A 25,801-nucleotide genomic window follows, 5' to 3' on the forward strand; every position below is an offset into this window, starting at 1 on the left:
TCTGTTTCTGACTTTTTCGTTTTTCACTTCCCACAAATTCCTTTTTTATGTTCCTTTCTCTGTTGTTGCAGGCTGTTGCTAATTCTGTTGGTCTGGCCGTAATGGGTGCCGGTATCGGTGCTGGTCTGGTTGCTCTTGGTGCTGGTCTGGGTATCGGTCGCATCGGTGGTAGCGCCATGGAAGCCATTGGCCGTCAGCCGGAAGCTTCGGGCAAGATCCAAACTGCTATGCTGATCGTAGCCGCTCTGATCGAAGGTCTGGCGCTGTTCGCAGTAGTAGTCTGCCTGCTGATTTCCTTCAACCTCTAGAGATAGGGGCTCCGCTCGGGCAGCCCGCTGCGCGTCGCTTCGGCGCACGGTGCAGCGGGCTGACTTGGCTTTTTGGAATCAAGTAGTTCGGGCCGGGCAATACCTAAGTGAGACGTGGCGCCCCCGGGCCGTTGGCGGCTCACTTTTCGAGAGCCGCGGTCTTCTGCTCACTGCTAACCCATCCTACCCACTATGGATCTGATAACCCCAAATCTTGGCCTCATTTTCTGGCAGCTGGTTGTTTTCCTGCTGGTCCTGTTTCTGCTGGCCAAGTTTGCCTGGAAGCCCATCCTGACCTCGCTCCGCGAGCGGGAAGATTCCATCGAAAGCGCGCTGCGCATGGCCGACCAGGCCAAGCTTGAAATGCAGCAGCTGAAAGCCGGCAACGAGAAGCTGCTGACCGAAGCCCGGCAGGAGCGTGACAAGATCATGCAGGAAGCCGGTCAGATGGCTAACCAGCTGATTGAGCAGGCCAAGAACAAGGCCACTGAAGAGGGCAGCCGCATGATCATGCAGGCCCGCGAAGCCATTCAGAACGAGAAGAACTCGGCCCTGGCCGAAGTGAAGAACACGGCCGCCAAGCTGTCGATCGACATTGCCGAGCGCATTCTGCGCCGGGAGCTGACCGATCCGACCGCCCAGCAGCAGCTCGTGAACTCGTATCTGCAGGAAGTAAAGTTGAACTAAGGAGCTAGGAGCTAGGAGCTGGGAGTCAGGAGAAGGAATTCTCGACTCCTGGCTCCTGTCTCCTGTCTTCTAACTCCTTAAAAGAATGTCTGAACAACGAGCCGCTTCCCGCTACGCGAAGTCCCTGCTGGACCTGGCCAAGGAGCGTGGTACGCTGGCGGAGGTGAAGGCCGACATGGACTTGTTTGCCAAAACCCTCGACCAGAACCGCGACCTGCGCCTTTTGCTCCGGAACCCTATCGTCAAGCACGATAAGAAACTGGCCATTCTGCGTGCCATCTTCGGTGGCAAGGTAACGGAGGTGACGGAGAAGTTCTTCACCATCATCACCCAGCACAACCGCGAAAGCGCGCTGGAATGGGTGGCCACTGAGTTCCAGAGCCAGTACGAGCTGATGCAGGGAATTCAGGTAGCTCAGGTAACCACGGCCATGCCCCTGTCGGCAGAGCTGCGGGAGCACGTTACCCGCCTTGTAAAAGCCCAGACGGGCCTGGAGCAGGTAACGCTGAGCGAGAAAGTGGATCCGTCGCTGATCGGCGGCTTTATCCTGCGCACCGGTGACCGTCAGATCGACGACTCGGTGCGGAACAGCCTGCGCAAGCTGCGCAACACGTTTAAAGAGAACCCCTACCAACCCCACATATAATATCATGGCAGAAGTACGTCCGGATGAAGTATCCGCCATCCTGCGGGAGCAGCTGTCCAACTTTAAGACCGAAGCCGAACTCGACGAGGTAGGCACGGTCCTGCAGGTTGGCGACGGCGTGGCCCGCATCTACGGCCTGGGCAACGCCCAGGCGGGGGAACTGATTGAATTCGAAAACGGCCTGCAGGCCCTGGTTCTGAACCTCGAGGAAGACAACGTAGGTGCCGTAATGCTCGGCGACTACAGCGAAATCCGCGAAGGCGCCACGGTCCGCCGCACGAATAAGATTGCTTCTATCAAAGTCGGTGAAGGCATCATCGGCCGCGTGGTAAACACGCTCGGTCAGCCCATCGACGGCCGCGGCCCCATTGCCGGCGACGTGTACGAGATGCCCCTGGAGCGTAAGGCTCCCGGCGTAATCTACCGTCAGCCGGTAAACGAGCCCCTGCAGACCGGTATCAAGGCTATCGACGCCATGATTCCAATCGGCCGGGGTCAGCGCGAACTGATCATTGGTGACCGTCAGACGGGTAAGTCGACGGTTGCGCTTGACACCATCCTCAACCAGCGCGAGTACTTCGAGGCCGGCCAGCCGGTTTTCTGCATCTACGTTGCCGTAGGTCAGAAAGCCTCGACCGTAGCCCAGGTAGTAAACGCCCTGCAGCGCGGTGGTGCTATGGATTACACCGTGGTAGTAGCCGCTTCGGCTTCCGACCCGGCTCCGATGCAGTTCTTTGCTCCCTTCACGGGTGCCGCCATCGGCGAGTTCTTCCGCGACACGGGCCGTCCGGCCCTGGTGGTATACGACGACCTTTCCAAGCAGGCCGTAGCCTACCGCGAGGTATCGCTGCTGCTGCGTCGTCCCCCGGGCCGTGAGGCATATCCCGGCGACGTATTCTACCTGCACAGCCGCCTGCTCGAGCGTGCCGCCAAAATCAACGCCTCGGACGAAATCGCCCGGGACATGAACGACCTGCCCGCCTCCATCAAGCACATGGTGAAAGGTGGCGGCTCGCTGACGGCTCTGCCCCTGATTGAAACCCAGGCCGGTGACGTTTCGGCGTATATCCCCACGAACGTAATCTCGATTACGGACGGACAGATCTTCCTCGAAACCAACCTCTTCAACTCCGGTGTGCGCCCCGCCATCAACGTCGGTATCTCGGTATCGCGCGTGGGTGGTAACGCCCAGATCAAGTCGATGAAGAAGGTGGCCGGTACGCTGAAGCTCGACCAGGCTCAGTTCCGCGAGCTGGAAGCCTTCGCCAAGTTCGGCTCCGACCTAGATGCCTCGACCAAGCTCACCATCGAGCGTGGCCGTCGCAACCTCGAGATCCTGAAGCAGCCCCAGTTCTCGCCCCAGAAGGTAGAGGATCAGGTTGCCATGATCTACGCTGCTACCAACGGTCTGCTCGACCAGGTGCCGGTAAACCGGGTGCGCGAGTTCGAAAAGGAGTTCACCCAAGTGATGAACGCCCGTTACCCCGAGGTGCTCAAGTCGCTGAAGGCCGGTAAGCTGGACGACACGATTACCAACGCCATCCGCGAGGTAGCCAAGGATCTGTCGGCCGTTTACGCTAACAAGTAATTAATAATTAAGAATTAGTAATTAAGAATTGAGGGTTGCCGCCCCGGACGTTAGTGTCTGATCGGCAATGCTTAATTCTTACTTACTAATTACTAATTCAACGCCAATGGCTAGCTTAAAAGAAGTCCGCAACCGCATCGTATCGGTGCAAAGCACGCAGCAGATCACCAAAGCCATGAAGATGGTGGCGGCGGCCAAGCTGCGTCGGGCCCAGGACAACATCCTGCGGATGCGCCCCTATGCCCAGCGGCTGAACAGCATTCTGGGTAACCTGACTGCCCAGGTCGGCGACAACGTGGTGAGCGAGTACAGCGTGCAGCGCGACGTGCGGCGGGTGCTCATCATTGCCGTTACCTCCGACCGTGGTCTGGCCGGTGCCTTCAACAGCAACATCTTCAAGGGCGTCAACCAGCTGATCCAGGAGCGCTACAGCATCCAGGCCGCCGCCGGTGCCATCACGGTGCTGGCCATTGGCAAACGCTCCCACGACTTCTTCTCGAAGCGCTTCCCCATGCTGGGCAACTACACCCACGTGTTCGGGCAGCTGTCGTTCGACACCGTTCGGGCAGCGGCTGAAGAGGCCATGGACGGCTTCCGCGCCGGTCAGTTCGACGAGGTGACGGTGGTGTACAACGAGTTCAAAAACGTCGCCACGCAGATCGTGCGGGCCGAGCAGCTGCTGCCCCTGGTTCCGGCCGCGGCTCCTGCTGCCGGCACGGCTACCTCGAACACTGACTACATCTTCGAGCCCTCGAAAGAGGAAATCGTGCAGACCCTGATTCCGCAGTCGGTGAAGGTGCAGCTCTATAAGGCAGTGCTGGAAAGCAACGCTTCGGAGCACGGCGCCCGCATGACGGCAATGGACAAGGCCACCGAAAACGCAGGTGAGCTGCTCAAGTCGCTTAAGCTGACGTACAACCGCACCCGTCAGGCGGCTATTACCACTGAGATTCTCGAAATCGTAGGTGGAGCCGAGGCCCTGGCGTCGACGCGCTAAGCCCGGTACATAAAGCTCTAAAAAGGCCCGTCTCCAGCTGGAGGCGGGCCTTTTTGCTTGTAGCTGTAGCCCTGGCCTTCAACGTCCGGAGCGTCTGGGTTAAAAAAGAACCTTCATGGCCGGAGCCAGGCTGCTGCCCGGGTCCGGCCGCTGCACCGTCAAACAGCAGCCCGAGCAACCAAAGGCTGCGTTTCCTTTCTAACTTACCGACTGCCGCACCTGCCCCGCGGCCGTATCCGTTGCACCGGATAGCTTGTCCGTTCCTCGCTTCTGAACTTTTGTCGGTGCCCAAATACGTCTGCCTGCTACTTATACTGTTGTTTGCCGGCACGCTGCAGGTCGGAGCGCAGCGTGCCGACGGGCGGGCCATTTCGGCGCCCATCGTTATGGAGCAGGTGGGCGTACTGCCCGACCGGGATTACAGCTGGGAGCGAATCCGCACCGACACCACACTGGCCTTCCGGCCCGCTGACTCGCTGCGGCCCGTGCAGACCCGCCGGTTCTGGCTGAAAATAGCGCTGGGCAACCGCAGCCGCTACACCCAGGCCGTGCAGCTAACGGTACTGCCAAACCTCGACAACACGCTTTTCTATTTTAATGAGGATACCCGGACCTGGCGGACCCGGCGAGCGGGCGTGGCGGTAGCCGCCGACAGCCAGCGGCTAAAAGGGGCGCTGCCATTGCTGCTGCCGGGGCAGGCAACCACTACGGCTTACGTGCTGGTAAACCTGGGCCACCGGGCAGCGCTGCCGGCAGCGGTTCGCCTGAAGGTGAGCCTGGAGCCGACTGCGGTAACCCAGCAAGCCAACACGTTTTTCGGCACTGCCTGGGCCGTATCGGTGGCCGTGCTGGCGCTGCTGCTGCTCACCAACCTGCCCACCTACGCCCATTTCCGCGACCGTACCAGCCTTTACTACCTCTGTACCCAGGTTGGCGCCGTGCTGTACATTACAGCCTTCCGGGGCTACTTCAAGGCGTGGTTTCCGGCGCCGGTTTTCAGCCAGCTGGTGCTGCCCAACGGCATGAGCTATGCCTACACGCTGAACAACGTGCTGATGCACCTGAGCGTGGTGCTGCTGCTTACGGGCTTCGTCCAGATGACCCGGACCTACCTGCCCGTCCAGGCCCACCTGCCCCGGCTCGATAGGGCACTGCGCGTTGCGCTGCGAGGCTATGCCGCGTTTACCGTGGTGGTGGGGCTGGTGAACATGAGCGGGTTTTACCTGAACCACTACACCCTGCTGTTCGATAACCTGCTGGTGCTGGGCGTGATGGTGCTGTTACTGGTTACCATCACGGTGGCCTACCGGCAGCGGCTGCCGCTGGCCCGTATTTATCTGCTGGCGAATGCGCTGCCGCTGCTTCTGGTCTTGGTCATGGCGGTGTACCACGTCGTGTTCGGCTTCGACAACAACGGCAATCTGCTGCTGCCCGACCTGGCCATCATTTCGCACGCGCTGGGCTTTTCGGCCGCCATCAGCATTCGCCTGCAAAGCGTACAGCAGACCCTGCTGACGAAAGAAACCGAAGCCGAGCGCCTGGCCCTGGACATCCGGCAGCAGGAGCTGCGCCACCGCGAGATCGTGCTCAAAAATCAACACATCCAGACGGCGCTGCTGGAGCTGGAGCGTCGGCAGCAGGCCCGCGAGCAGCAGACCCGGCAGCTGAGTGCCGACAACGAGCAACACCAGGCTGCCAACCAGGACCTGCAGGCGCAGCTGGAAGCCAACCAGCGCGAGCTGGCTTCCACGAGTCTCTACGTACAGCAGAAGAACGCCCTGCTGGCCGAGCTCAAGCAGCAGATTCAGGGGCTGAACGCATCGGATCCGGGCAGGCAAAATGAGCTGGCGGGTATGAAGTCCATTCTGCAAACCAACCTCTACCTTGACGAGGACTGGGGCAAGTTCAAGCTCCACTTCGAGCAGGTGCACCCGCGCTTTTTCGAGGAGCTGCAGGCCCGCTACCCGGCTCTCACCAAAAACGAGCAGCGGCTTTACTGCTATTTCCACATCAATCTGTCGACCAAGGAAATTGCTGCCCTGCTCAACATCGACCCGGGCAGCGTGCGGCGGGCCAAGTCGCGGCTCTACAAAAAGATTACTGCTGCCGACGTGGCGGCCGGCCGGGCCCCATCAGCTGCCGGGTCCGAGAACCCGCAGGCTGACCAGTAGCCCCCGGAGCCGGGCGCCCGGCCTGTGGCAGGTAGCCCCGGCGGAACTACCGACATACGTCAGAAGCAAGAAATAAACTGCTTTCCTGCAGTGGAATGGGACTCGCTCGTGCGTTGTCCATACTTTGTCCATGCCTCATTTTAGGATAACCTGATGGAATAGGTGGACTTTTACGAAGCTCCCAGGAGGGGCAGGCGACGCGCCCGGGTCAGAGGTTGGCCCTCGGCTCCGGCGCTACGGACAGGAGGCCGGGGGACTGTAAAGCCTCCCGGCAGCCTTCCCCTCCGCCGGCGGCTTCCGGCAAACGCCGGGCAGCATCGACTGCCGGCCGCGCCTCCTTCTTCGCCATTCTGTCTTCGCTGCTTATGCTGAACCGTTACCTCCTCACCCTGCTGACTGCCCTGCTGCTGGCAACGGCTTCCCTCACCGCGCAGGCCCAGACCGGGGGCGTGGGCGTCGGCACCACCACCCCCAACAGCTCGGCTATACTCGACGTGAGCAGCACCAGCAAGGGCCTGCTGCCTCCGCGCCTGACGCAGACGCAGCGCGACGCCATTGCCAGCCCGGCCGCCGGCCTGACCATCTACAACACCACCACCGGCAAGCTTAACACCTGGAACGGCACGAGCTGGGACGCCGCCCTGAGTAGCACCGAGCAACCCTACGGGCCGGCCGGCACGACCTTCACCTACACCGGGTCCGCGCAAACCTACTCCGTGCCGCTCGGCGTGACCAGCCTGCTGGTGGACGCCAGCGGCGCGCAGGGCGGCGGCGCGGCCTCGGCCAGCGGCGGGGCCGGCGGCCGGGTGCAAACCACCCTGGCCGTGACGCCCGGCGAGGTGCTCACCGTGTACGTGGGGGGCCAGGGCAGCCGGGCCACGGCCAGCACCAACCCCCCGGAAGGGGGCGGCTACAACGGCGGCGGCCACGGCCGTTCTTTTAACTACGGCGGCGGCGGCGCCACCGACCTGCGGCGCGGCGCCGCCCTGGTCGACCGCCTTGTGGTGGCCGGCGGCGGCGGCGGCGCGGCTTCGGCGGCCGGCGGAGCAGGGGGCGGGCTGACCGGAGCGGCGGGCGGAGGCACCTTTCCCGGCCAGGGCGGCACGCAGAGCGCGGGCGGAGCGGGCGGCCAGGGCGTGGGCACGGGCAGCCTGGGGCAGGGCGGCACGGGCAACTTCTCGGGCGGTGGTGGCGGCTACTACGGTGGCGGGGGCGGGGGCGGCGGCAGCGGCTCCAACGGTGGCGGGGGAGGCGGCTCATCGTTCGTGGCGGCGGCCGGCAGCAGCGCCACCACCCACACCCCGGGCTACCGCAGCGGCAATGGTACGGTAACCCTCACGCCCGTGCCCACCTACGCCGCCCCGGTGCTGAGCGGGGTGAACTTCGTGAACGTGCCCGGCACCTTCGACAACCTGGGCAACCACACCGCCACCCAGGGCCTGCAGCTCAACGGCCATGTGCTCTCGAACAACGGCACCGGCGGCGTGCGCATCGACAACAGCGGCAACGTGGGCATTGGTACCACTCCCGCCCAGAAGCTCGACGTGGACGGCACCGTGCGCCTGGGCACCAGCACCGCGCCGGGCGCCGTGCTTACCCGCACCACCGGCGCCCACAACATGCTGCCCGTGGCCTACGGCAAGTTCAGCGCCGATGGCCTCGGGGTTACTTCCGGCAACTTCACGTTTACCTATACCAGCCCGGGAACCTACGTCCTCACCTTCCCCGCTGCCAGCGGCCTGAGCAACTACAACTTCTCCAGTGCCGTCGCGAACGTCAGCATCTACGGCGGCAGGGGCGTAGCCGCCAACGCCTTCGTGAGCTGGCAAGGCGCAACAGGCATCGTCCGCCTGTATGTGACCGACGGCGTGGGCAACTTAATCGACCGGGATGTTTCCTTCGTGGTATACCAGCCCTGAGCCGGCGGGCCCCGCCCCCAAACGGCCGCCCGCACCAGCAACCGGGCCGGCTGTCGGCCATACGGCCCCGCCCGACCCTCAGGCCCCGGCCACTACCGGCTTCAAGGCCCGCCTGCGCGCCCTGGAAGCCGGTGGCCGACAAGCAAGACAGTAACTCACATTTCCTTTCCGCTCCCCATTACCCACGCCTATGTTGCACCGCTACCTCTTTGCCCCGCTCGCCGTCCTGCTGCTGGTCGCCGCCCCCCGCCTCACCCACGCCCAGACCACCGGCTCAGTGGGCATCGGCACCACAGCTCCCGATGCCTCGGCCGCGCTCGACATCGTGAGCACCAGCAAGGGCCTACTGCTGCCGCGCGTAGTCAGTGCCGCCGCCATTGCTACCCCGGCCACCGGCCTGCTCGTGTACCAGACCGGCGCCCCGGCCGGCTTCTACTACAACAGCGGCACGCCCGCCTCCCCGGCCTGGGTGCTGCTCGGCGCCAGCAGCGGCAGCGGGGGCGACAACCTAGGCAACCATACGGCCACCCAATCCCTGACGCTTAACGGCAACACGCTCTCCAACAATGGCACCGGCGGCCTGCGCGTGGACAACAGCGGCAACGTGGGCATCGGCACCGCCAGCCCGGCCGGCCCTTTGCAGGTAAACGGGGAGCGGATCAACGCAGCCGGCGTGGGCGTCGACCAGGAGCAGGGGCAGAGCTCCGGCTCCGATTTCAAGGTAGGGGCCAGTCAGTCCTTCACGGCGGGCAGCAGCAACCGGCTGGTGCGGGTCGAAATTGGTATGCACGATTTCGGCGCCGGCCAGGCTACCTTCAACCTGTACCAGGGGGCGGGCACCGGCGGCACGCGGCTGAGCACGCAGGTGTTTACCATCACCAACCTCAGCTACAGCTCGACGCTGGTGTACGAGAGTATCGTGCTGCCCACGCCGATACAGCTGACGGCCGGCCAAGTGTACACCTTGAACGTGGAAACGACCTCGGGCCGGGTCTATTTCTTTTTCCAGAGCAACAACCCCTACGCCGGGGGCACGGCCATCCCCCAGGGCTTTCCGGGCACCGACGTCGACCTGGCCTTTAAAACCTACATGACCACGCCCTCGGCGGTGGTGTCGGTGCCGGCCCTTACGGTGCTGCCCTCCACCAACGTGGGCATCGGTACGGCCAGCCCCGCCTACCCGCTGGAAGTGGCTGGTACGGTGTATAGCAGCACCGGCGGCTTCCGCTTCCCGGACGGCACTACCCAGACCACGGCCGCCGCTACTCCGAACGCCATTCTCAACCAGACCACCCCGCAAAGCGGGGCCAGCTTCAACATCGCAGGCAGCGGTACCATCGGCGGCAGCAGCTATGTGGCGGGCAACGTGGGCATCGGGACGACTTCTCCCACGCAGAAGCTGGATGTGCGCGGCAACGTGCGCCTGGGCGAGGACGGCAACGGTGCGGGTGCGGGCCCGGCCATCGAGTGGGTAGGCCCCGGCGTAAGCTCGGACCCGGTAGGCATCTACCGCCTCAACCCCGCTGCCGACCAGAGTGAGCTGCGCGTGGTAGTGGGCGACGTGCCCGACCTCAGCGACAAGTTCGTGGTGGGCCGCATGGGCGGCACCAGCACCGAGGGCGGCATCCCCACGGGTACCTTCACGCCTACCTTCAGTGTGAGCAGCACGGGTCAGGTGCAGGCGCCCGGCCTGGCCGGCACCGGTACCCGCGTGGTGACGGCTGATGCCGCCGGCAACCTGGCCACCCAGGCCCTGCCTGCCGACGCCCAGCAGCTGAGTATTAGCGGCAGCACCCTGGCCATCAGCGGGGGCAACAGCGTGACGCTGCCCACCGCCGCCGGCGACAACCTCGGCAACCACACCGCCACCCAGGCCCTCAAACTGGGCACGAATGCTCTGGTGGGCAACGGCGGCACCACCGGCCTTTCGGTAACCAGCACCGGCGATGCCCGACTGCCTGCTGCCAATGCCTACACCTACGCCGCGGCCAAAACCTATAACATAACGTACGGCATCAGCGACGTGCAGCCCGAGCAGGAAGGGGCAGGGGCCTATAAAATTCGCGTCACCTTCGGCAGTGCTGAGTACGTGTACGCTACTTCTGCCCTGCGCATTCCCGTGCACCTGCCGCAGGGAGCCACCATCACCGGCATCAAGTGCTACGGCCAGGATACCAACGCGTCCAATGACCTGCGGGTCTATTTCATCTCGGTGCTGCCCGCCGACGCGGGCATGGGTGCCCCCGGCTCCTATAATGACACCGCCTCTTCCTCGGGCACCCCAGGCTACTCGGTGTTTTCCTTCGTGCCCACCAACTCCCGCATCATCGACAACAACCGGGCGTACTACGTGCTGATAAATGCGGCCAGCGAAGACTGTGCCTTTGGGGCCGTGCGTATAACCTACACCGTGACGCAGGCCGAGTAAGGCCGGGGCGGCCCCGGGTTTGCGTCGCCGTTACGCTTGCCTTGTCGGTACTTGAACCGTTGATACCTTACCCCGTGGTGACGGGTTCAATAAGCAAAAAGGCCCGTCTTCAGCTGAAGACGGGCCTTTTTGGGCTTTCGGGGCGGTATGGTTCGCTTAAAAGCTGGCCTGGAACGAGCCGTTGCTGATAACCTTTTCCGGGCCCGAGGTCTGGGTGGGGGGCGCCGTAAAGGAGAAGGTGCCACGCACGGAGTTATCGGTCACGCTGTTGACGATGATGCCCCCGCTGCCCTGGTTGTTGTTGGCGGCGTAGTTGGTGCCGTCGTTGTAGATGCCGCTGGCCTGGCCGGTGGAGCTGATCGGCTGCACCCCCACGACCCGCGGAAAGATAATCTGCAGCTTGCTGCCGGTGGCGCTGGTACCGGTAACGGCAACCAGTCCGGAGGCCGGCTGAAACTGGGCTGTAACGGAGGTAGCCTGCACGGGCGTACCGTCTACGGTCCAGGTCATGCTGGTCGGTTCCGGTTCATCGTCGCCGCAGGCACCCAGGCCCAGGGTTAAAGCCGCGAGAAGGAAAATGGAGGTAAGCGCCCGGGTTCGCCGGGCGAGGATAGCTAGGAGGGAGTTCATCAGGCAAAAGCAATAAGAGATGGACGTATGGCCAAAGATAGGCTTTGACCTGCTGCTCAACACCGGCGCGTCGTTTTTCGCTCCGCGGGAAATGACCTTTGGCTACGCGTTCAACCAGAAGGTATTCCGCTCACCCGTGGCCTGAAGCGTAGGGCTTAAAAATCGAAGCGCCCGCCCGGCACGGGCCGGGGGGCGCTTCTTCTAGTTGCGATAGGCGTACTGGATAGCTAACGGGCCGGGGCGGGCATCTGTTGCGCCCCCCGCGGCCGGGGTACTAGGCGGGCAGCGTGTCCTTGTGGACTTCGGTCTGCCCGATCAGGCGTACGGACTCGTCGAAGATGAGCGTGAAGCTTTCTGGTCGACCCTCTATATCGGGGACGCCGGTTGTTTAAACCATTCGGGTCGGTTATGGTCTTACCGCTATTCTGATTCCAACTCTCAAAACCATTCTAGCGGATGCGTACACGCCTACTTGTCTCGCTTGCGCTACTGCTGACCCTACTGGTCCGCGGTGCCGTTGCGCAAACCTCCGTCACGCTCACCTGGCAAGGCCGGGTGCGTACCTACTTTGTGTACACGCCCTCGGCCTACAATCCGGCCGGGCCCCGAATACCGGTCGTTATGTCGCTGCATCCGGGGCTGAGCAATGCGACCAACCACGCCCAGGCGGCCCGCTGGCAGGTGAAAGGCAACACCGAGAACTTTATTGCGGTGTATCCCAACGGCACCGCCACGCAGGCGGGAAGCACTAACTATTCCTGGAATGCCTACGAGCCCAGCACCGGGGCCAACGTCGACGATGTGGGGTTCCTGAATGCGGTGCTCAACCAGGTGATCCGACAATACAGCGTGGATACGACGCGCCTGTACTTGTCCGGTTTTTCCAACGGGGCCTGGATGACCTTCCGGATGGGCTGCGACTTTACCCGTCGGTTCGCCGCCCTCGGGCCTCTGTCCGGCTCATGGAAGTTCGGGGGCGATGGCCGCTGCGACCACGGTGGCTGCGACGGCAGCCCGATTCCCGGTACCAGTCCGCCCTCGGCCGAGGCCAGCGTGAACTGCGTACCCGACCGCACCATTCCCATCATGTACTACCGGGGGACCCGGGAAGCTAACCTGACTGACCGGGCCGTTACCGATCCCATGGTCCCGTACTTCTGGTCGCGCCGGAATCAGTGCCAGACCCTGGGCGTGCGTGACTCGCTTACGCGCAACGGCGACCTGATCCGCCGGGACCGGTACCCGGGCTGTAGCGGCAATTCGGAGGTGGTGGTGATGAGCGTGGTAGGTAACTCTCACGTTTGGCATGCCTCCGCTACGGATGAGTTCTGGGACTTCTTCCGGCGCTTTCGGCGCCTGCCTGCCGGTACGGTGCTGGGAGCGGCCAGTCAGAAACCGCAGGACGCTGCCGGGCTATCAGTGTACCCGAACCCAGCCAATGGCGATGCCTGTACCCTGCTTCTGACCCTGCCAACGGCCCAGCGCGTGACCGTGGATCTGCGCGACCTGCAGGGCCGCCTGCTACGGCCGGTGTACGCTCAGGCCACGGCAGCCGGTACCCATACGCTGGCACTGCCCACGGCCGGACTGCCGGCAGGCCTATACCTGGTGCAGGTGCACACCGAAAGCGGCATCCAGGTAGCCCGGCTGCATCTGCAACGCTAATTCTGTAGCTCTATGCGCTTCTATCTGATTCTAACGCTGCTGCTGACAAGCGGCTGGCGGCTCTTCGCTCAGCAGCCGGCATTCACCTGGGGCCGGGCCGTGGGCGGGACCGGTGAAGACGTGCTCCGCGGCATCGGCAACGACGCCCAGGGCAACACCTACCTGACCGGCACCTTCGAGCGGACGCTGTCGCTGGGCTCCACGAGCGTAGCCTCGGTCGGGGCCACCGACATCGTGCTGGCCAAGCTCACCCGTGCCGGACACGTGCGCTGGGTACGCGCTTTCGGGTCGCCTGGCTTCGACTATACCTTCGACCTCGACAGCGACGCCAGCGGCAACCTCTACGTTACGGGCGCGTTCCGCTCAGGCTTCACCCTGGGCGGCCAGACGTACACAAGCCGGGGGTCCGCTGATCTGTTTACGGCTAAGTTTGACAGCGCCGGTAGTGTGCAGTGGGTGCGCACCGGTGGTGGCACGGCCTTCGACAGTGGCAATGAAGTGGCCGTTTCTCCGGCCGGCGCAGTGCTGGTTATCGGCAACTACTACGGGCCTATGCAGCTGGGCACGGTCGCCCTGCCGCACCAGGACAGCTCAGAGGTGCTGGTAGCGAAATACTCTGACGCTGGCCAGCTGCAATGGGTGAACACGCTTACCGGGCCCGGCCACGCCCAGGGTCGCGGCATTTCGGCTGATGCTCAAGACAACGTGGTGGTGACGGGCGAATTTACGGGCACCCTGCAGGTAGGTAATGTTACGTTGGTCAACCCCTCCACGACCACCCGCGACGTGTTCGTGGCCAAGTACACGCCCGGCGGGCAGCTGCTGTGGGCACGCCGCTACGGCGGCCCCGGCGAAGACTACGGTCGCGGCGTGGACTGCGACGCCCAGGGCAACCTGTACTGCAGCGGCGTATTTACGGGGGCGCTGGCCGTCGATGCGCTGGGGCTGAGCAGCACGGCGGGCTCCCGGGACCTGTACCTGTTGAAGCTCGATCCGGGCGGGGCCGCCACATGGGCGCGGCAGTTTGGCGGCCCCGGTTCCGATGAAGGCTGTGAAATCGAAGTCGACGCGGGCAGCGGGGCGGCTTACCTTTCCGGAGGCTTCTCGGCTACGGCGGCCTTTGGCTTCGTCTCCCTGACCGCAGTCGGGCAGCGCGACATCGTGGCTCTGAAGGTAGACCGCACCGGGGCCGTACAGTGGGCCCGGGCCAGCGGCGGCGCGGCCGACGACGTGGCCTACGCACTATGCCTGGACCGGTCACGAGAGGAACTTACGGCCGTGGGTACCTTCACGGGCACCTTTCGCCAGGACCAGACCACCTTCTCCAGCGCCGGCGGGGTCGACAGCTACGTCTCGCGTCTGGGGCCGATTACGCTCACGGCAACGCAGCCGGCCGTACCAGCAATGGCGTTCCAGGCATTTCCTAATCCCATAGCAGCCGGCCAGCCCCTGCACCTGCGGCTGCCGGCCGCGGTCGGTGGTACCTACGTGCTGCTCGACGGACTGGGCCAGGTCCGGGCCACCGGCGCATTGACGGGGACCGAGCCGCTCGTTTCCACAACAGGATTGGGGGCCGGCATGTACGTGCTGTGCCTTGCCCGGCCGGGCTGGGTGGCCGAGCGTCGCGTTATCGTCGTGCAATAAGCATTATAAAAGCCGCCACTGGCCCGGGGGGCGGATGTGCTACAGCTTCATGTACTGCCGCTTGCCCATTTCCTTGTCGGGCCGGGGCGTTTTAGGATTCTGCTCCAGCAGCTCCCGCACTTGTTCGGGCCGGAGCTGGGTGAAGTCCTTGATAACCGCCATCGGAGCCTGAAACTGGCTTGGCTTGAGGCCGGAGCTGACGGCAATGACCCGCATCTTCGCCTTGTAGGCGGCCTGTTCGCCCAGCAGGGCATCCTCGAACACCACGCACCGCTCGGGCGGGATGCCCAGCTGCCGGGCTACCTCGGTGAAGGTGTCGGGGTGGGGCTTGCCTTTTTCTACGTCGGCCTTGCCTACGACCACGTCGAAATACCGGCGCAGGTCGAGGTGGTCGATGATGTAGCCGATGGTTTCGGGGGCCGAGCCGGTGCCCAGGCCAATCTTAAACCCGGCGTCGCGGGCGGCCTGCAGAAAAGCGCTGAGGCCCGGGGTTTCCTGGCGCTTGCTCCAGTACAGCACCCGGTACAGAAACTCGCGCTGGGTGGCGTACTCCTTGAGCTGCTTTTCGGGCACCGGGTGGCGGAATACGGTTTTCAGAATCTCGGTGGCGGGCATGCCGTTGAGGCGGGCCAGCAGGCGGCGGGCGTTGGTGGTCAGGCCCAGGTCGCGAAACAAGAGCTGGAAGGCGCGGGCCTGGTAGGGCGTGTTGTCAACCAGGACGCCGTCCATGTCGAAGATAAGCGCGTAGGGCTGGTCGGGCATCGGAGAAGAGGATAGGGGAGGGGGTGGAACCGGCGAAGTGTACGCGGCACCAGCAATTTTGGCTGCCGGGACCCGGATTCCGGCGGCGCGGGCCTATCTTTGCGGCCGCCTTCGCCCAGGGGGCCAGCCGGCCCACTGCACCGGGAGCTTAAACAGGATACCGATTTGAAAAAGAGCTGCTTATTGTTGCTGGCCGCCGGCCTGGCTTTCCCGGCCCTGGCCCAGAAGGCCGGCAAGGCCCTGCCCCGGCCCAAGCTGGTGGTCGGCGTGGTCGTGGACCAGATGCGCTACGACTACCTGTACCGCTACTGGAGCAAGTACGGCAGCGGGGGCTTCCGCCGCCTGCTGGGCGAGGGATTCAGCTACGAGAACACCCAGTACAACTACGTACCTACCTATACCGGCCCGGGCCACGCCAGCATCTACACCGGCACTACGCCCTCGGGCCACGGCATCGTGGGCAACAACTGGTTTGTGCGCGAAGCCGGCAAGGGCACCTACGTGACGGAAGATAAATCCGTGCAGGGCGTGGGCAGCGCCTCGGCCGAGGGGCAGATGTCGCCCCGCCACATGCTCACCACCACCATCACCGATGAGCTGCGTCTGGCCACGAACTTCCAGGCCAAGACCATCGGCGTCTGCATCAAGGACCGGGGTTCCATCCTGCCCGCCGGCCACGCCGCCTCGGCCGCCTACTGGTTCGACAATGCCAACGGCGCCTTTATCACCAGCACCTTCTACACCAAGGAGCTGCCCGAGTGGGTCAAGCAGTTCAATGGCCGCAAGCTGACCGAGCAGTACCTGTCGAAGCCCTGGGAGACGCTGCTGCCCATCGGGCAGTACACCGAAAGCACGGCCGACGACGTGCCCTGGGAAAACGTATTTGCCGGCGAAGCCAAGCCGGTGTTCCCCCACGACCTGCCCACGCTCAGCGGCTTTACGGCCAAGGGCACCGAGCACCAGCGCGCCGGAGCGGCGCCCACCGGCCCCAACTACGGCATTATCCGCTCCACGCCCTTCGGCAACTCCCTTACCCTGGACTTTGCCCTGGAGGCCATCCGGGCCGAGCAGCTGGGCCAGCGTGGGCAGACCGACTTTCTGGCCCTAAGCTTTTCCTCAACCGACTACGTCGGCCACCACTTCGGCGTCAACGCCATCGAAACCGAGGACACCTACCTGCGCCTCGACCAGGATATTGCCCGGCTGCTGACCTACCTCGACAAAACCGTGGGCAAGGGCAATGCCCTGGTGTTTTTGTCGGCCGACCACGGCGCGGCGCACTCCCCGGAGTTTCTGAAAGCCCAGCGGATTCCGGCCGGCTCGGTGGGCCCGCGGCTGTGGCGCGACTCGGTGCAGGCCCAGCTGGTGCGCCGCTACGGGGCCGGGCAGTGGGTGCTGACCTATGAAAACCAGCAGGTGTACCTGAACCGCCCTCTGATTCAGCAGAAAAAGCTGGACCTGGTGAAGATCCAGGAAGAGGTGGCTGCCATTGCGGTGCAGTTTACCGGCGTCACGCGCGCCATCACCGCCACCGACCTGATGAAGTCGCACTGGGAAAGCGGGCTGCTGATGGAACTGGAAAACGGCTACCTGCCCAAGCGCAGCGGCGACGTGATGGTGGTACTGGAGCCGGGCTGGCTGGAGTCCTATGCCTACCCGGTCAACAAAGGCACTACCCACGGCTCGGGCAGCGCCTACGACACCCACGTGCCCCTGGTGTTCTGGGGCTGGCACGTCCGGCACGGCGAGTCGCACGTCCGGGCCAACATCACCGACATCGCGCCCACTCTGGCCCGCTGGCTCCGCATTCAGGAGCCCGACGGCTGCACCGGGGAGCCGCTGCTGGAAGTTCTTTCGGGGAAATAGGGCTTAGGGCTTAGTACCTGGATACACCAAACCCGCCCGTCATCCTGAGCTTTGCGAAGGACCTTATCAGAATTGAGCGACAAGCGTAACAACGAATCGTTCTGCGGTGCCAAGGACCTTCGCTTCGCCCCAGGATGACAATGCCCACCCAACACCCAGTACCCCAACACCGAATATCCCCCAAACACTAAGCCCTAAGGCCCTAAGGCCTAAAATCAACATTTCACACTCCTTTACCTATACAATGTCTCACTTTAACCCCTGGCACGACGTGCAGCGCGGCGAAAACGCCCCGGAAGTCGTTAACGCCATCATTGAAATTCCCAAAGGCTCGAAAGGCAAATACGAGCTCGACAAGGAAAGCGGCCTGCTCAAGCTGGACCGCGTGCTGTTCTCGGCCGTGCATTACCCGGCCGCCTACGGCTTTATTCCCCAGACCTACTGCGACGACAAGGACCCGCTGGACATCCTGGTGATCTGCTCGGTCGACGTGGTGCCCATGTGCCTGATCGAGGCCAAGGTGATTGGCGTGATGCAGATGATTGACCAGAATGAGGAAGACGACAAAATCATTGCCGTGGCTGCCAACGACATTTCGGTCAACCACTTCAACGACATTGCCGACCTGCCCCCCCACACCCTGCGCGAGATGCAGCGCTTCTTCGAGGACTACAAGGCCCTCGAAAACAAAGAAGTGAGCGTGGAGCGCTTCATGGGCCGCGAGGATGCCTACCGCATCATCGAGGACAGCGTGAAGCTCTACAACGACACGTTCGGCAAAGGCTCGGAGTCGGCTACCAAAGGCCAGACGGCCGGCGTGGAGCTATAGGTTGTTGTTAGTTATCAGTTGATAGTTGTTAGTTGTCCGTTGTCAGAACGATCCTAACAACGGACAACTAACAACTACCAACTGACAGCACAAAAAAGCCCCTGCTACCTTTCGGTAGTGGGGGCTTTTTTGTGCGCGCTGCCGCCATCGGGCCTGGTGCCGGATTGATCCTTTTGCTGACCGGCTGCGTAGTGGGGGCATGCCCAAGCAACCATCATCTTCGCCGCTGGTGCGGTTTCTGTACGAAAACAGTCTGCTGCTCGTCGTGCTGTTGCTCACTATCGGTGCCCTGATCGGGCAGGTGCTGACCGGCTGGCACGAGCACAACCAGGAACTGGAGGACATGCAGCACGCACCCCTGGCGCTGGGGCAGTACCTGCAGTCGGGGCACTTCCTGGAAGCCACGTTCGAGAACTGGGAAAGCGAGTTTCTGCAGATGGGCCTCTTCGTGATGCTCAGCATCTGGCTGCGGCAGCGCGGCTCCTCTGAGTCGAAAAAGCTCTACGAGGAAGAGGAGGTAGACCGGGAGCCCGATGCCGGCAAGAAGGATGCCCCCTGGCCGGTGCGGGCGGGCGGGCTGGTGCTGCGGCTGTACAAAAACTCTCTTAGCATCGCGTTCTTTCTGCTGTTCTTTGCTTCACTCTGGCTGCACGCCCACGGCGGGGCCAAGGTCTTCAGTCAGGAAGAGATGGACCAGGGCCGGGCGGCTGTGGACACCTGGGAGTACATGACCACGTCTCGGTTCTGGTTTGAGTCGTTCCAGAACTGGCAAAGCGAGTTTCTGAGCATCCTGAGCATCGTGGGGTTTTCCATCTTCCTGCGCCAGCACAAGTCGCCGCAGTCGAAGCCGGTGGACGCCAGCCACTCCGAGACGGGCGAGTAGCCGGGCTCTGCCGGCAGCGTATATTTGCCGGCGGGCGCAGCAAGGCGCTGCTTTCCCTTAGAGCCCGGAGCTATGCCCCAAGTCAGCGACGAACAGCAGCCGGCGGCTTTTGCCTGGCGGGCCGGGCTGAAAAGCAGCATCGACGCTATCCTCTACAGCAGCGGGCTGGTGGCCGTGGCCGCTACCGCGCTTACCTGGGCTTCGTTTCGGTACTGGCGGGTGGATATCCCGGCCTCCCTGGCCGCGCTGATTTTCACGGCGACCCTGTTTCTCTACAACCTCGACGGCGTGCTGCCCTACAAATACCGGCAGCAGGCGGTTCTGAGCGAGCGGAAGGTGTGGATGATCAGGCACCGCGGGCAGCTGCTGAAGCTGGCCGTGGGCTGCGCAGCCCTGGCTGCAGGACTGTTCTGGCTGGGCGGCTGGCAGTACCTGTTCCTGTTTCTAAGTCACCTGGCAGCTATTTCCCTGCTTTACTCCCTGCCCGTGGTGCGCGTCCGGGGCCGCTGGTGGGCCCTGCGCGACCTGCCCCTGCTCAAGGTGTTTCTGATTGCCTATGTGTGGTCGGCCGTCACCGTCTGGATTCCGGCCCTGCACCTGGGCCACGCGCCGGCATCGGCGGAGGTGGTGGTGCTGTTTGCCCGGCGGTTCTGCTTTATCCTGGCGCTGGCCTTCGTGTTCGACATCCGCGACTACACCAAGGACCGCCTGAGCGGCACCCGCACGTTCCCGGGGCTGCTCGGGGTGCAGGCCACCAAGGGGCTGGCCCTGCTGAGTCTGGCGCTGGCGGCCGTGCTGCTGCCGCCGGGGATTGATACGGCTCAGGCGCTGGTGCTGCTGGTGCCCACCGCGCTGGCCGGGGCCATTATCTGGTTTGCCGACGAAGCCCGCCCTGACTACTACTACGCCCTGCTCGCCGACGGTGTGATGCTGGTGCAGTTCCTGGCTGTGTACCTCGTAGTCTGAAGCTTATCAGCCGTTCGGTGAGGACCGCTGAGGCAGCCCGTATCTTTCCGCTGCTGGGCGTGACCCTGGACTGACCGGCTAGCTGACGGCGAAATGCAGGAAGTGCCGGGCTCTTGGAAAGCGGACTGCCCGACAAGAGCCCGGCATTTGCGTTTGGATTATTACCCGCCGTATCCCGCTCATCAGCAGTTTCTTCAGGCTGCGGCCCTGAACTATCCACCCTGCCAGGACCACCGCTGAGCGGCCGACGTCGTAGATGCTGTTGACGTCGTCGGCGCGCCGGTAGCGGCCCTCGCGGCCCCGCTTGCAGGAGCTGCAAAGCTGGTTTCACCGCTTCGGGCTGCCCCGTGCTGCCGGGGAAGTGAAGGCACTGCTCAGCAAACCGCCATAACTTGCTGCCGGGGGAGGACTGAAACACATAATCCCCCTGCAAACAGAAATTAGTTTACGAACACACAGAACATGGCTTCAGGTTTTTTTGCGCTGTTGGATGATATCTCCGCTTTGGTAAAAGTAAGCGCGGCTAGCTTGGATGATGTGCCGGCCCAGGTAGCCAAGACGACCGGCAAGGTGTCGGGCATTGTCATCGACGACACGGCTGTTACCCCCAAGTACGTTGTAGGCCTCGACCCCTCCCGGGAGCTTTCCATTATCTACCAGATAGCGAAAAAGTCCCTGATCAATAAAGTCTTCATCCTGAGTCCGGCGGCTCTGGTGCTTGGGTACTTTGCTCCCTGGGCCATTACGCCTATCCTGATGCTGGGCGGAGCGTATCTGTGTTTCGAGGGGTATGAGAAGGTGCACTCTATGTTCAGCAAATCCCACGAAGTGGATGTAGAGAGTGAGCAGGTAAAGGTGATTACGCCCGAGGAACTGGAGAAGGAACGGGTGGCCGGAGCCGTTCGCACCGATATCATTCTGTCGGCTGAAATCATGGCCATTGCCTATAGCCAGGTAACCGGCCAGCCGATAATAAACCAGATTGCCATCATGCTGGCGGTGGCTGTTTTCATCACCGTGGCAGTTTATGGTTTTGTGGGCCTGATTGTGAAAGCCGACGATATGGGCGTACACATGGCCCAGGATAAATACCACCCCGCTGTGCGGAAGCTGGGGCGCGGTATCGTGAAATTTATGCCGCGCTTCCTGGCTATTCTCAGTTATGTGGGTACGGCTGCCATGCTGTGGGTAGGAGCCGAAATCATCGCCCACGGCATTCCATTTACCGCTCATCTGCTACATGATCTGGAGCAGTCGCTGGCTCATATTCCAGCAGTAGCCTGGCTTGCCAAGGCACTGTCCTGTGCGCTTGGCGGATTATTGATTGGTTTCGTAGTTGAGAAAGTAGTGCTGCTCTTCAAAAAAGTTTTCCGAAAGCAGTAAGAAGCTACCGGCTACCCACCCGGCTTCTTTGGCTCTGGGCGCGGTCCCATGCTGCTTATTCTCTCTTCAGGACGCACTAACCGGCAATTCGTTTGGGCTGCCTATGGCAGGCGGTGTGCTATCAGAAAGGCAAACGTCCCTTCCAAAGCAATTTCAGCTCGCGAGTAAAGCCAGCGGCTCCAGGCGAGTCAGGTTCACCGGCTTTAGCTAGGTCTACCGATAATGCTGAAAAAAGTCCCTTGAGGCAGCCTTTAAAAGTTATCAGCCAGGTCTACTAGCTCTTCCAGTGCCGGGCCGATGTGCTGCACCAGGTCGCCGGCAATAAGGCCGATCTGGCCGGTTTGAGCGGCGGCCCGGTCGCCGGCGCGGCCGTGGGCGTACATGCCCAGCAGGGCCGCGTCCAGCGGGGTCAGACCCTGGGCCAGCAGGGCGGTCAGCACTCCGGTGAGCACGTCGCCGGAGCCGCCGGTAGCCATGCCGGGGTTGCCGGTGCTGTTGAAGTAAAGCGTGCCCTCCGGCGTGCCGAGGCAGGAATGGGCACCTTTCAGAATCACGTAGCAGTCGTACTGCGCGCAAAAGGCGCGCAGCAGCTCCAGGCGGTGGTAGTCGTCGCGGGCGGGCTCGGTGAGGCGCTCAAACTCCCGGGGGTGGGGCGTCAGCAGGCAGCGGGGCGGGAGCAGGTCGAGCAGGCCGCGGTTGGCCCCCAGCAGGTTCAGGGCGTCGGCGTCGAGCACCAGCGGCAGCTTCAATACCGTGCACAGTAGCTCTTCCAGCGCCGCCCGGGTATCGTCGTGCTGGCCCAGCCCCGGGCCGATGCCCACGGCGGAATACGGCCTGAGGTCGGGCAGCTCGGAAATATGGTCTTTGTCGCGGTCAGTGCGGCACATGGCCTCGGGAACCTGGCTTTGCAGGGTGTCGTAGCCGGCTTTGGGAGCGGCCACCGTGAGCAGGCCCACTCCGCTGCGCAGGCAGGCCCCGGCCGCCAGCACGGCGGCACCCATCTTGCCGTAGCTGCCCGCCACGAGCAGGGCATGCCCGAAGGTGCCCTTGTGCGCAAACGTCGCCCGGCGCGGCAGGCGGCCAGCCAGCAGGGCATCCTCCACCAGGTGCATGTCCGCTACCGCCTGCTTTAGAAACGTTCGGCTCAGGCTGATGGGAGCCAGGTGCCACTGGCCCACGTACCGGGCGTTCTGAGGCAGCAGAAATGCCAGCTTGGGCAGCTCAAAGGAAACGGTGTGCCGGGCCCGGATGATGGGTGAGTCCGAAGGCTGGGGCGAATCAGTCAGCAGCCCCGAGGGCATATCAATGCTGACTACCCGGGCGCCGGCCTGGTTGATATGCTCCACGACGGCGGCGGCCAGGCCATCGAGCGGGCGGGTAATGCCGGTGCCAAACAGCGCATCCACCACCAGGGTGCCGGGCTGGATGAGCGGGAGGCTGCCGGCATTCAGCTCCTGCGCAGGAATAGCTTCCGGCAGGCGCTTATGGTTTGTTTCGAAATCGGTGGAACGCCGCTCGGCGGGCAGCAGAGCCACCCGCACCGCGTAGCTGGCCCCGTGCAGCCGGCGGGCCACGGCCAATCCGTCGCCGCCGTTGTTGCCCGGCCCGCAGCAGATCAGGATTTCCCCGGCTTCGGCGGGCGTCTGCCGGGCCGTGAGCCAGGTAGTGAAGGCTTGGGCGGCGCGCTCCATCAGGTCGATAGAGGCAATGCCTTCTTCCTCGATGGTAGCCTGATCGGCCAAACGGGTCTGGGCGGCGGAAAGAATCTGCATGGCAACAGCTTTAAGGTGACGGTGCGGGCCGGAGAGGCAAGGGAATATTGTACTACTGTCCGCTCCGTTTTCGCGTTGCCCGGTGAGCCGGGTGAATAATGAAAACCCGCTATCTTACCGCTCTACGCCGCTGAAACCAACTTATGACTGCGCACCGCCTGCTCCCGGCTATTGCTTTGCTGCTGCTGGCCTGCGGCGAAAAGAAGGCCGGGCCAGACGCCCGGGCTGCCGCACCGGTAGCTGCCGAAACGCCTGCCCCCGCTGACACCGCCGCCGTCTCCGCGGCTCAGCCTACCCGCGTGGTCCTGCTGACGGCGGCCCAGCTGCCCGCCGGGACGGCCCTGCCCGGTAAGCTGCTGGAAGCCCTGCGCTGGACCGATGTCAACGGCGAGAACCTGCTGGTCGTAAGCCGGCGCGGGCCCCTGAACGAGCCCCGGCCCGGGGAGATGGAGGGGGAGCGGTACGTGGAAATGGCTGCCTGCCAGTACCTGCGCCGGCAGGGCCGGTGGGAACCGCAGTGGCGCCTGCGCGACGCCGTGCGCAGCTGCCCGTTTGATATGTGGCTCGGACCGTTGCCAGGCTCTACCGCCGTTACCGACCTCGACCACGACGGGGAGTCCGAAACGACCCTGATCTACAAGCTCACCTGCCGCAGCGACGTCAGCCCCTCGGGAATGAAACTGGTGATGCACGAGGGCGCGGCCAAGTATGCCCTGCGCGGCCAGATGGTCGTGGCGTATGATTCAGTGCCCGTTGCGCGCCGGGCGCCCCGGCAGATCTGCTGCCTCGACACCCTGAACGAGAAGCGGGTGGAAGCCACCGGCGACTACGCCGCCTACCTGGGCCGGTACCAGAACGAGAAGGACTTCCGCGCCGCTCCCCCGGCCTTCCTGGACTTTGCCCGCCAGCAGTGGCGATACTGGTCGGTGCAGGATGAGTTCGAGCAGCTCTAACCGCGCCCGGGTTCGAAAACTTCCGGGCCCGCTGCGCGTTTGCAAGCTGAACGAACCGACTTAATTTTCTTTCGATATGCAAACCTGGAACGACGTCATCCGCCTCGCCAATCACCCGGCCACCCCGCCCCGCCGCGTGGAGAAAACCGACGAGCAGTGGCGCGCGCAGCTTACCCCCGACCAGTACCACGTCACGCGGCAGCACGGCACCGAGCGGCCCTTCACGGGCGAGTACTGTGAGGCCCACGAAGCCGGCCTCTACGCCTGCGTGTGCTGCGGCACCCCGCTCTACGACTCCCGCACCAAGTTTGAGTCGGGCACGGGCTGGCCCAGCTTCACCCAGCCGGTCGAGGAGAATGCCATTCGCTACAAAAAGGACACCAGCTACGGCATGACCCGGGTGGAGGTGCTCTGCAACGTGTGCGACGCCCACCAGGGGCACGTATTTCCCGATGGCCCCGCCCCCAGCGGACTGCGCCTCTGCATCAACTCGGCTTCAATCAGGCTGGTGAGCGAGCCGCAACAGGCGTAAGCTAGGCCCGGGCGTTAGCCGCCTTCCCCGCTTTCACCGCTGCCGACCTTTGGGTGGGCAGCGGTTTTTTGTGGCGGTCCGGCTTGAAATATGCCGACCTTCGCACCCCCGCCGTATGTTCTTTGTTCTGCTCTGACTTCCTACCTTCCCAATCCCACCCACCATGTCTCTTCTCTTCAACGACTTTGCCTCCTGGCAGGCGCACTGCGACGCCACCGGCCAGCCCCTTTACCAGCCCGTGCTGGACTATGAAATCGAGCAGAAGGGCCGCTCGGAAGAAGAAATCTGGATGGGTCTGCAACGGGCCTACGATGTGATGCGCGATGCCGTCCAGACCGGGCTGACCCAGGATATGACGTCCCGCTCGGGCATGATTAACAACGGGGCGAAGAAGATTGCGGCCTCGCCCATCACGGTGCTGTCCCCGGAGTTTAAGCTGCTCATCACCCGGGCCCTGGGGGCCAAGGAAGTTAATTCCTGCATGGGGCGGGTAGTGGCCGCGCCTACCGCCGGGGCCTCGGGCATCCTGCCCGGCGTGCTCGTGACCCTGCAGAACCAGCACCACCTTGCCGACCGCCAGATTCTGGAGGGCCTGCTGGTAGCCGCCGGCATTGCCCTTATTATCGAGCAGAATGCCTCCCTGGCCGGCGCTGTGGGCGGCTGCCAGGCCGAAACCGGCAGTGCCGCCGCCATGGGCAGCGGGGCCATCGTGTACTGCCTGGGCGGCTCGGTAAGCGAAACGTTTGCCGCCGTAGCCATTACTATTCAGTGCATGCTGGGCCTCGTCTGCGACCCCGTGGCCGGGCTGGTGGAAGTACCCTGCGTAGTCCGCAACGCCTCGGCGGCCGCCATTGCCTTTTCCTCGGCCCAGATTGCCATTGCCGGCGTCGACCCGGTCATTCCCGTGGATCAGTGCGTGATGGCGCTGGGTGAGGTGGGGCAGAGTATGGAAACCCGCTACAAGGAAACGGCCCTCGGCGGCCTGGCTAATACGCCCCGGGGACGGGAGATTGAAAAGGTCGTGCTGGTGCAGGACGTCAACATCCTGCCTGATGAGGACTAGGCAACCATAGGCGCAGGTGGCGTATAGCTTGGAACAAAAGCGGCCGTAACAATTTTTTTGTTACGGCCGCTTTTGTTCCAAGCCGGCGGTGGCGCCCGACCGAGCCCCG

At 63.4% G+C, this 25,801-nt stretch carries 22 protein-coding genes; 19 read left to right on the forward strand and 3 right to left on the reverse strand.

Annotation, left to right across the window (positions count from 1 at the left end):
- The first annotated feature begins 47 nt into the window (after window positions 1-47).
- The 8 genes from atpE (at window position 48) to LJY25_RS06300 (ending at window position 10,744) form a co-directional block, all read left to right on the forward strand.
- Window positions 48-308, forward strand: coding sequence for an ATP synthase F0 subunit C (atpE, locus tag LJY25_RS06265; RefSeq protein WP_227607392.1), 261 nt, complete (start codon window positions 48-50; stop codon window positions 306-308).
- A 192-nt stretch (window positions 309-500) separates the two neighbouring features.
- Window positions 501-995 carry a F0F1 ATP synthase subunit B gene (locus LJY25_RS06270; RefSeq protein ID WP_227607393.1) on the forward strand — a complete coding sequence of 165 codons (495 nt, stop codon included), beginning with the start codon at window positions 501-503 and terminating at the stop codon, window positions 993-995.
- A gap of 85 nt (window positions 996-1,080) precedes the next feature.
- A complete protein-coding gene (gene atpH, locus LJY25_RS06275) occupies window positions 1,081-1,641 on the forward strand; it encodes an ATP synthase F1 subunit delta (protein WP_227607394.1) in 561 nt (186 codons plus the stop codon).
- Between the two features lie 4 nt (window positions 1,642-1,645).
- A complete protein-coding gene (gene atpA, locus LJY25_RS06280) occupies window positions 1,646-3,229 on the forward strand; it encodes a F0F1 ATP synthase subunit alpha (protein WP_227607396.1) in 1,584 nt (527 codons plus the stop codon).
- Between the two features lie 106 nt (window positions 3,230-3,335).
- Window positions 3,336-4,226 carry an ATP synthase F1 subunit gamma gene (gene atpG / locus LJY25_RS06285; RefSeq protein WP_227607398.1) on the forward strand — a complete coding sequence of 297 codons (891 nt, stop codon included), beginning with the start codon at window positions 3,336-3,338 and terminating at the stop codon, window positions 4,224-4,226.
- Window positions 4,227-4,510: 284 nt separating this feature from the next.
- Window positions 4,511-6,397 carry a 7TM diverse intracellular signaling domain-containing protein gene (locus tag LJY25_RS06290; RefSeq protein ID WP_227607399.1) on the forward strand — a complete coding sequence of 629 codons (1,887 nt, stop codon included), beginning with the start codon at window positions 4,511-4,513 and terminating at the stop codon, window positions 6,395-6,397.
- Window positions 6,398-6,762: 365 nt separating this feature from the next.
- The gene (locus LJY25_RS06295; protein WP_227607401.1) at window positions 6,763-8,316 is read left to right on the forward strand and encodes a glycine-rich protein; all 1,554 of its coding nucleotides are present in this window, start codon (window positions 6,763-6,765) and stop codon (window positions 8,314-8,316) included.
- A 190-nt stretch (window positions 8,317-8,506) separates the two neighbouring features.
- Window positions 8,507-10,744: a hypothetical protein gene (locus tag LJY25_RS06300; protein WP_227607403.1), complete on the forward strand. Its 2,238-nt coding sequence runs from the start codon at window positions 8,507-8,509 to the stop codon at window positions 10,742-10,744.
- 156 nt (window positions 10,745-10,900) lie between these two features.
- Here the strand turns inward: LJY25_RS06300 and LJY25_RS06305 are convergent, their stop codons facing one another.
- Window positions 10,901-11,374: a DUF6252 family protein gene (locus LJY25_RS06305; protein WP_227607404.1), complete on the reverse strand. Its 474-nt coding sequence runs from the start codon at window positions 11,372-11,374 to the stop codon at window positions 10,901-10,903.
- Window positions 11,375-11,393: 19 nt separating this feature from the next.
- On the opposite strand from LJY25_RS06305, the gene LJY25_RS21220 reads away from it, so the two are divergent.
- The 3 genes from LJY25_RS21220 (at window position 11,394) to LJY25_RS06315 (ending at window position 14,683) form a co-directional block, all read left to right on the forward strand.
- The gene (locus LJY25_RS21220) at window positions 11,394-11,519 is read left to right on the forward strand and encodes a hypothetical protein (protein WP_262908648.1); all 126 of its coding nucleotides are present in this window, start codon (window positions 11,394-11,396) and stop codon (window positions 11,517-11,519) included.
- 311 nt (window positions 11,520-11,830) lie between these two features.
- A complete protein-coding gene (locus tag LJY25_RS06310; protein ID WP_227607405.1) occupies window positions 11,831-13,039 on the forward strand; it encodes a PHB depolymerase family esterase in 1,209 nt (402 codons plus the stop codon).
- 12 nt (window positions 13,040-13,051) lie between these two features.
- The gene (locus LJY25_RS06315; protein WP_227607407.1) at window positions 13,052-14,683 is read left to right on the forward strand and encodes an NHL repeat-containing protein; all 1,632 of its coding nucleotides are present in this window, start codon (window positions 13,052-13,054) and stop codon (window positions 14,681-14,683) included.
- A 39-nt stretch (window positions 14,684-14,722) separates the two neighbouring features.
- On the opposite strand, the gene LJY25_RS06320 is transcribed toward LJY25_RS06315, so the two are convergent.
- Window positions 14,723-15,445 (reverse strand): HAD family hydrolase, encoded by a 723-nt coding sequence (locus LJY25_RS06320; protein WP_227607409.1) that lies wholly within the window; start codon window positions 15,443-15,445, stop codon window positions 14,723-14,725.
- Between the two features lie 165 nt (window positions 15,446-15,610).
- On the opposite strand from LJY25_RS06320, the gene pafA reads away from it, so the two are divergent.
- The 5 genes from pafA (at window position 15,611) to LJY25_RS06345 (ending at window position 21,372) form a co-directional block, all read left to right on the forward strand.
- Window positions 15,611-17,311, forward strand: coding sequence for an alkaline phosphatase PafA (gene pafA, locus LJY25_RS06325; RefSeq protein WP_227607410.1), 1,701 nt, complete (start codon window positions 15,611-15,613; stop codon window positions 17,309-17,311).
- A gap of 244 nt (window positions 17,312-17,555) precedes the next feature.
- Window positions 17,556-18,140, forward strand: a complete 585-nt coding sequence (locus LJY25_RS06330; protein ID WP_227607412.1) for an inorganic diphosphatase — start codon at window positions 17,556-17,558, stop codon at window positions 18,138-18,140.
- Window positions 18,141-18,339: 199 nt separating this feature from the next.
- Window positions 18,340-19,023, forward strand: a complete 684-nt coding sequence (locus LJY25_RS06335) for a DUF6766 family protein (RefSeq protein ID WP_227607414.1) — start codon at window positions 18,340-18,342, stop codon at window positions 19,021-19,023.
- Window positions 19,024-19,095: 72 nt separating this feature from the next.
- A complete protein-coding gene (locus tag LJY25_RS06340; RefSeq protein ID WP_227607415.1) occupies window positions 19,096-19,989 on the forward strand; it encodes a UbiA family prenyltransferase in 894 nt (297 codons plus the stop codon).
- 462 nt (window positions 19,990-20,451) lie between these two features.
- Window positions 20,452-21,372: a DUF808 domain-containing protein gene (locus LJY25_RS06345; RefSeq protein ID WP_227607417.1), complete on the forward strand. Its 921-nt coding sequence runs from the start codon at window positions 20,452-20,454 to the stop codon at window positions 21,370-21,372.
- A 251-nt stretch (window positions 21,373-21,623) separates the two neighbouring features.
- Here the strand turns inward: LJY25_RS06345 and LJY25_RS06350 are convergent, their stop codons facing one another.
- A complete protein-coding gene (locus LJY25_RS06350; RefSeq protein ID WP_227607418.1) occupies window positions 21,624-23,144 on the reverse strand; it encodes an NAD(P)H-hydrate dehydratase in 1,521 nt (506 codons plus the stop codon).
- Window positions 23,145-23,287: 143 nt separating this feature from the next.
- On the opposite strand from LJY25_RS06350, the gene LJY25_RS06355 reads away from it, so the two are divergent.
- The 3 genes from LJY25_RS06355 (at window position 23,288) to sdaAA (ending at window position 25,692) form a co-directional block, all read left to right on the forward strand.
- Entirely contained in the window at window positions 23,288-24,097 is an 810-nt protein-coding gene (locus LJY25_RS06355) for a M949_RS01915 family surface polysaccharide biosynthesis protein (protein ID WP_227607419.1), read from the forward strand.
- A 76-nt stretch (window positions 24,098-24,173) separates the two neighbouring features.
- Window positions 24,174-24,629, forward strand: coding sequence for a peptide-methionine (R)-S-oxide reductase MsrB (gene msrB, locus LJY25_RS06360; protein ID WP_227607421.1), 456 nt, complete (start codon window positions 24,174-24,176; stop codon window positions 24,627-24,629).
- A gap of 163 nt (window positions 24,630-24,792) precedes the next feature.
- Window positions 24,793-25,692: an L-serine ammonia-lyase, iron-sulfur-dependent, subunit alpha gene (sdaAA, locus tag LJY25_RS06365; protein ID WP_227607422.1), complete on the forward strand. Its 900-nt coding sequence runs from the start codon at window positions 24,793-24,795 to the stop codon at window positions 25,690-25,692.
- Window positions 25,693-25,801: the final 109 nt, after the last annotated feature.

Origin of the sequence: Hymenobacter translucens, from assembly GCF_020685205.1 — a bacterium.
In the GTDB taxonomy this organism is placed as follows: domain Bacteria; phylum Bacteroidota; class Bacteroidia; order Cytophagales; family Hymenobacteraceae; genus Hymenobacter; species Hymenobacter translucens.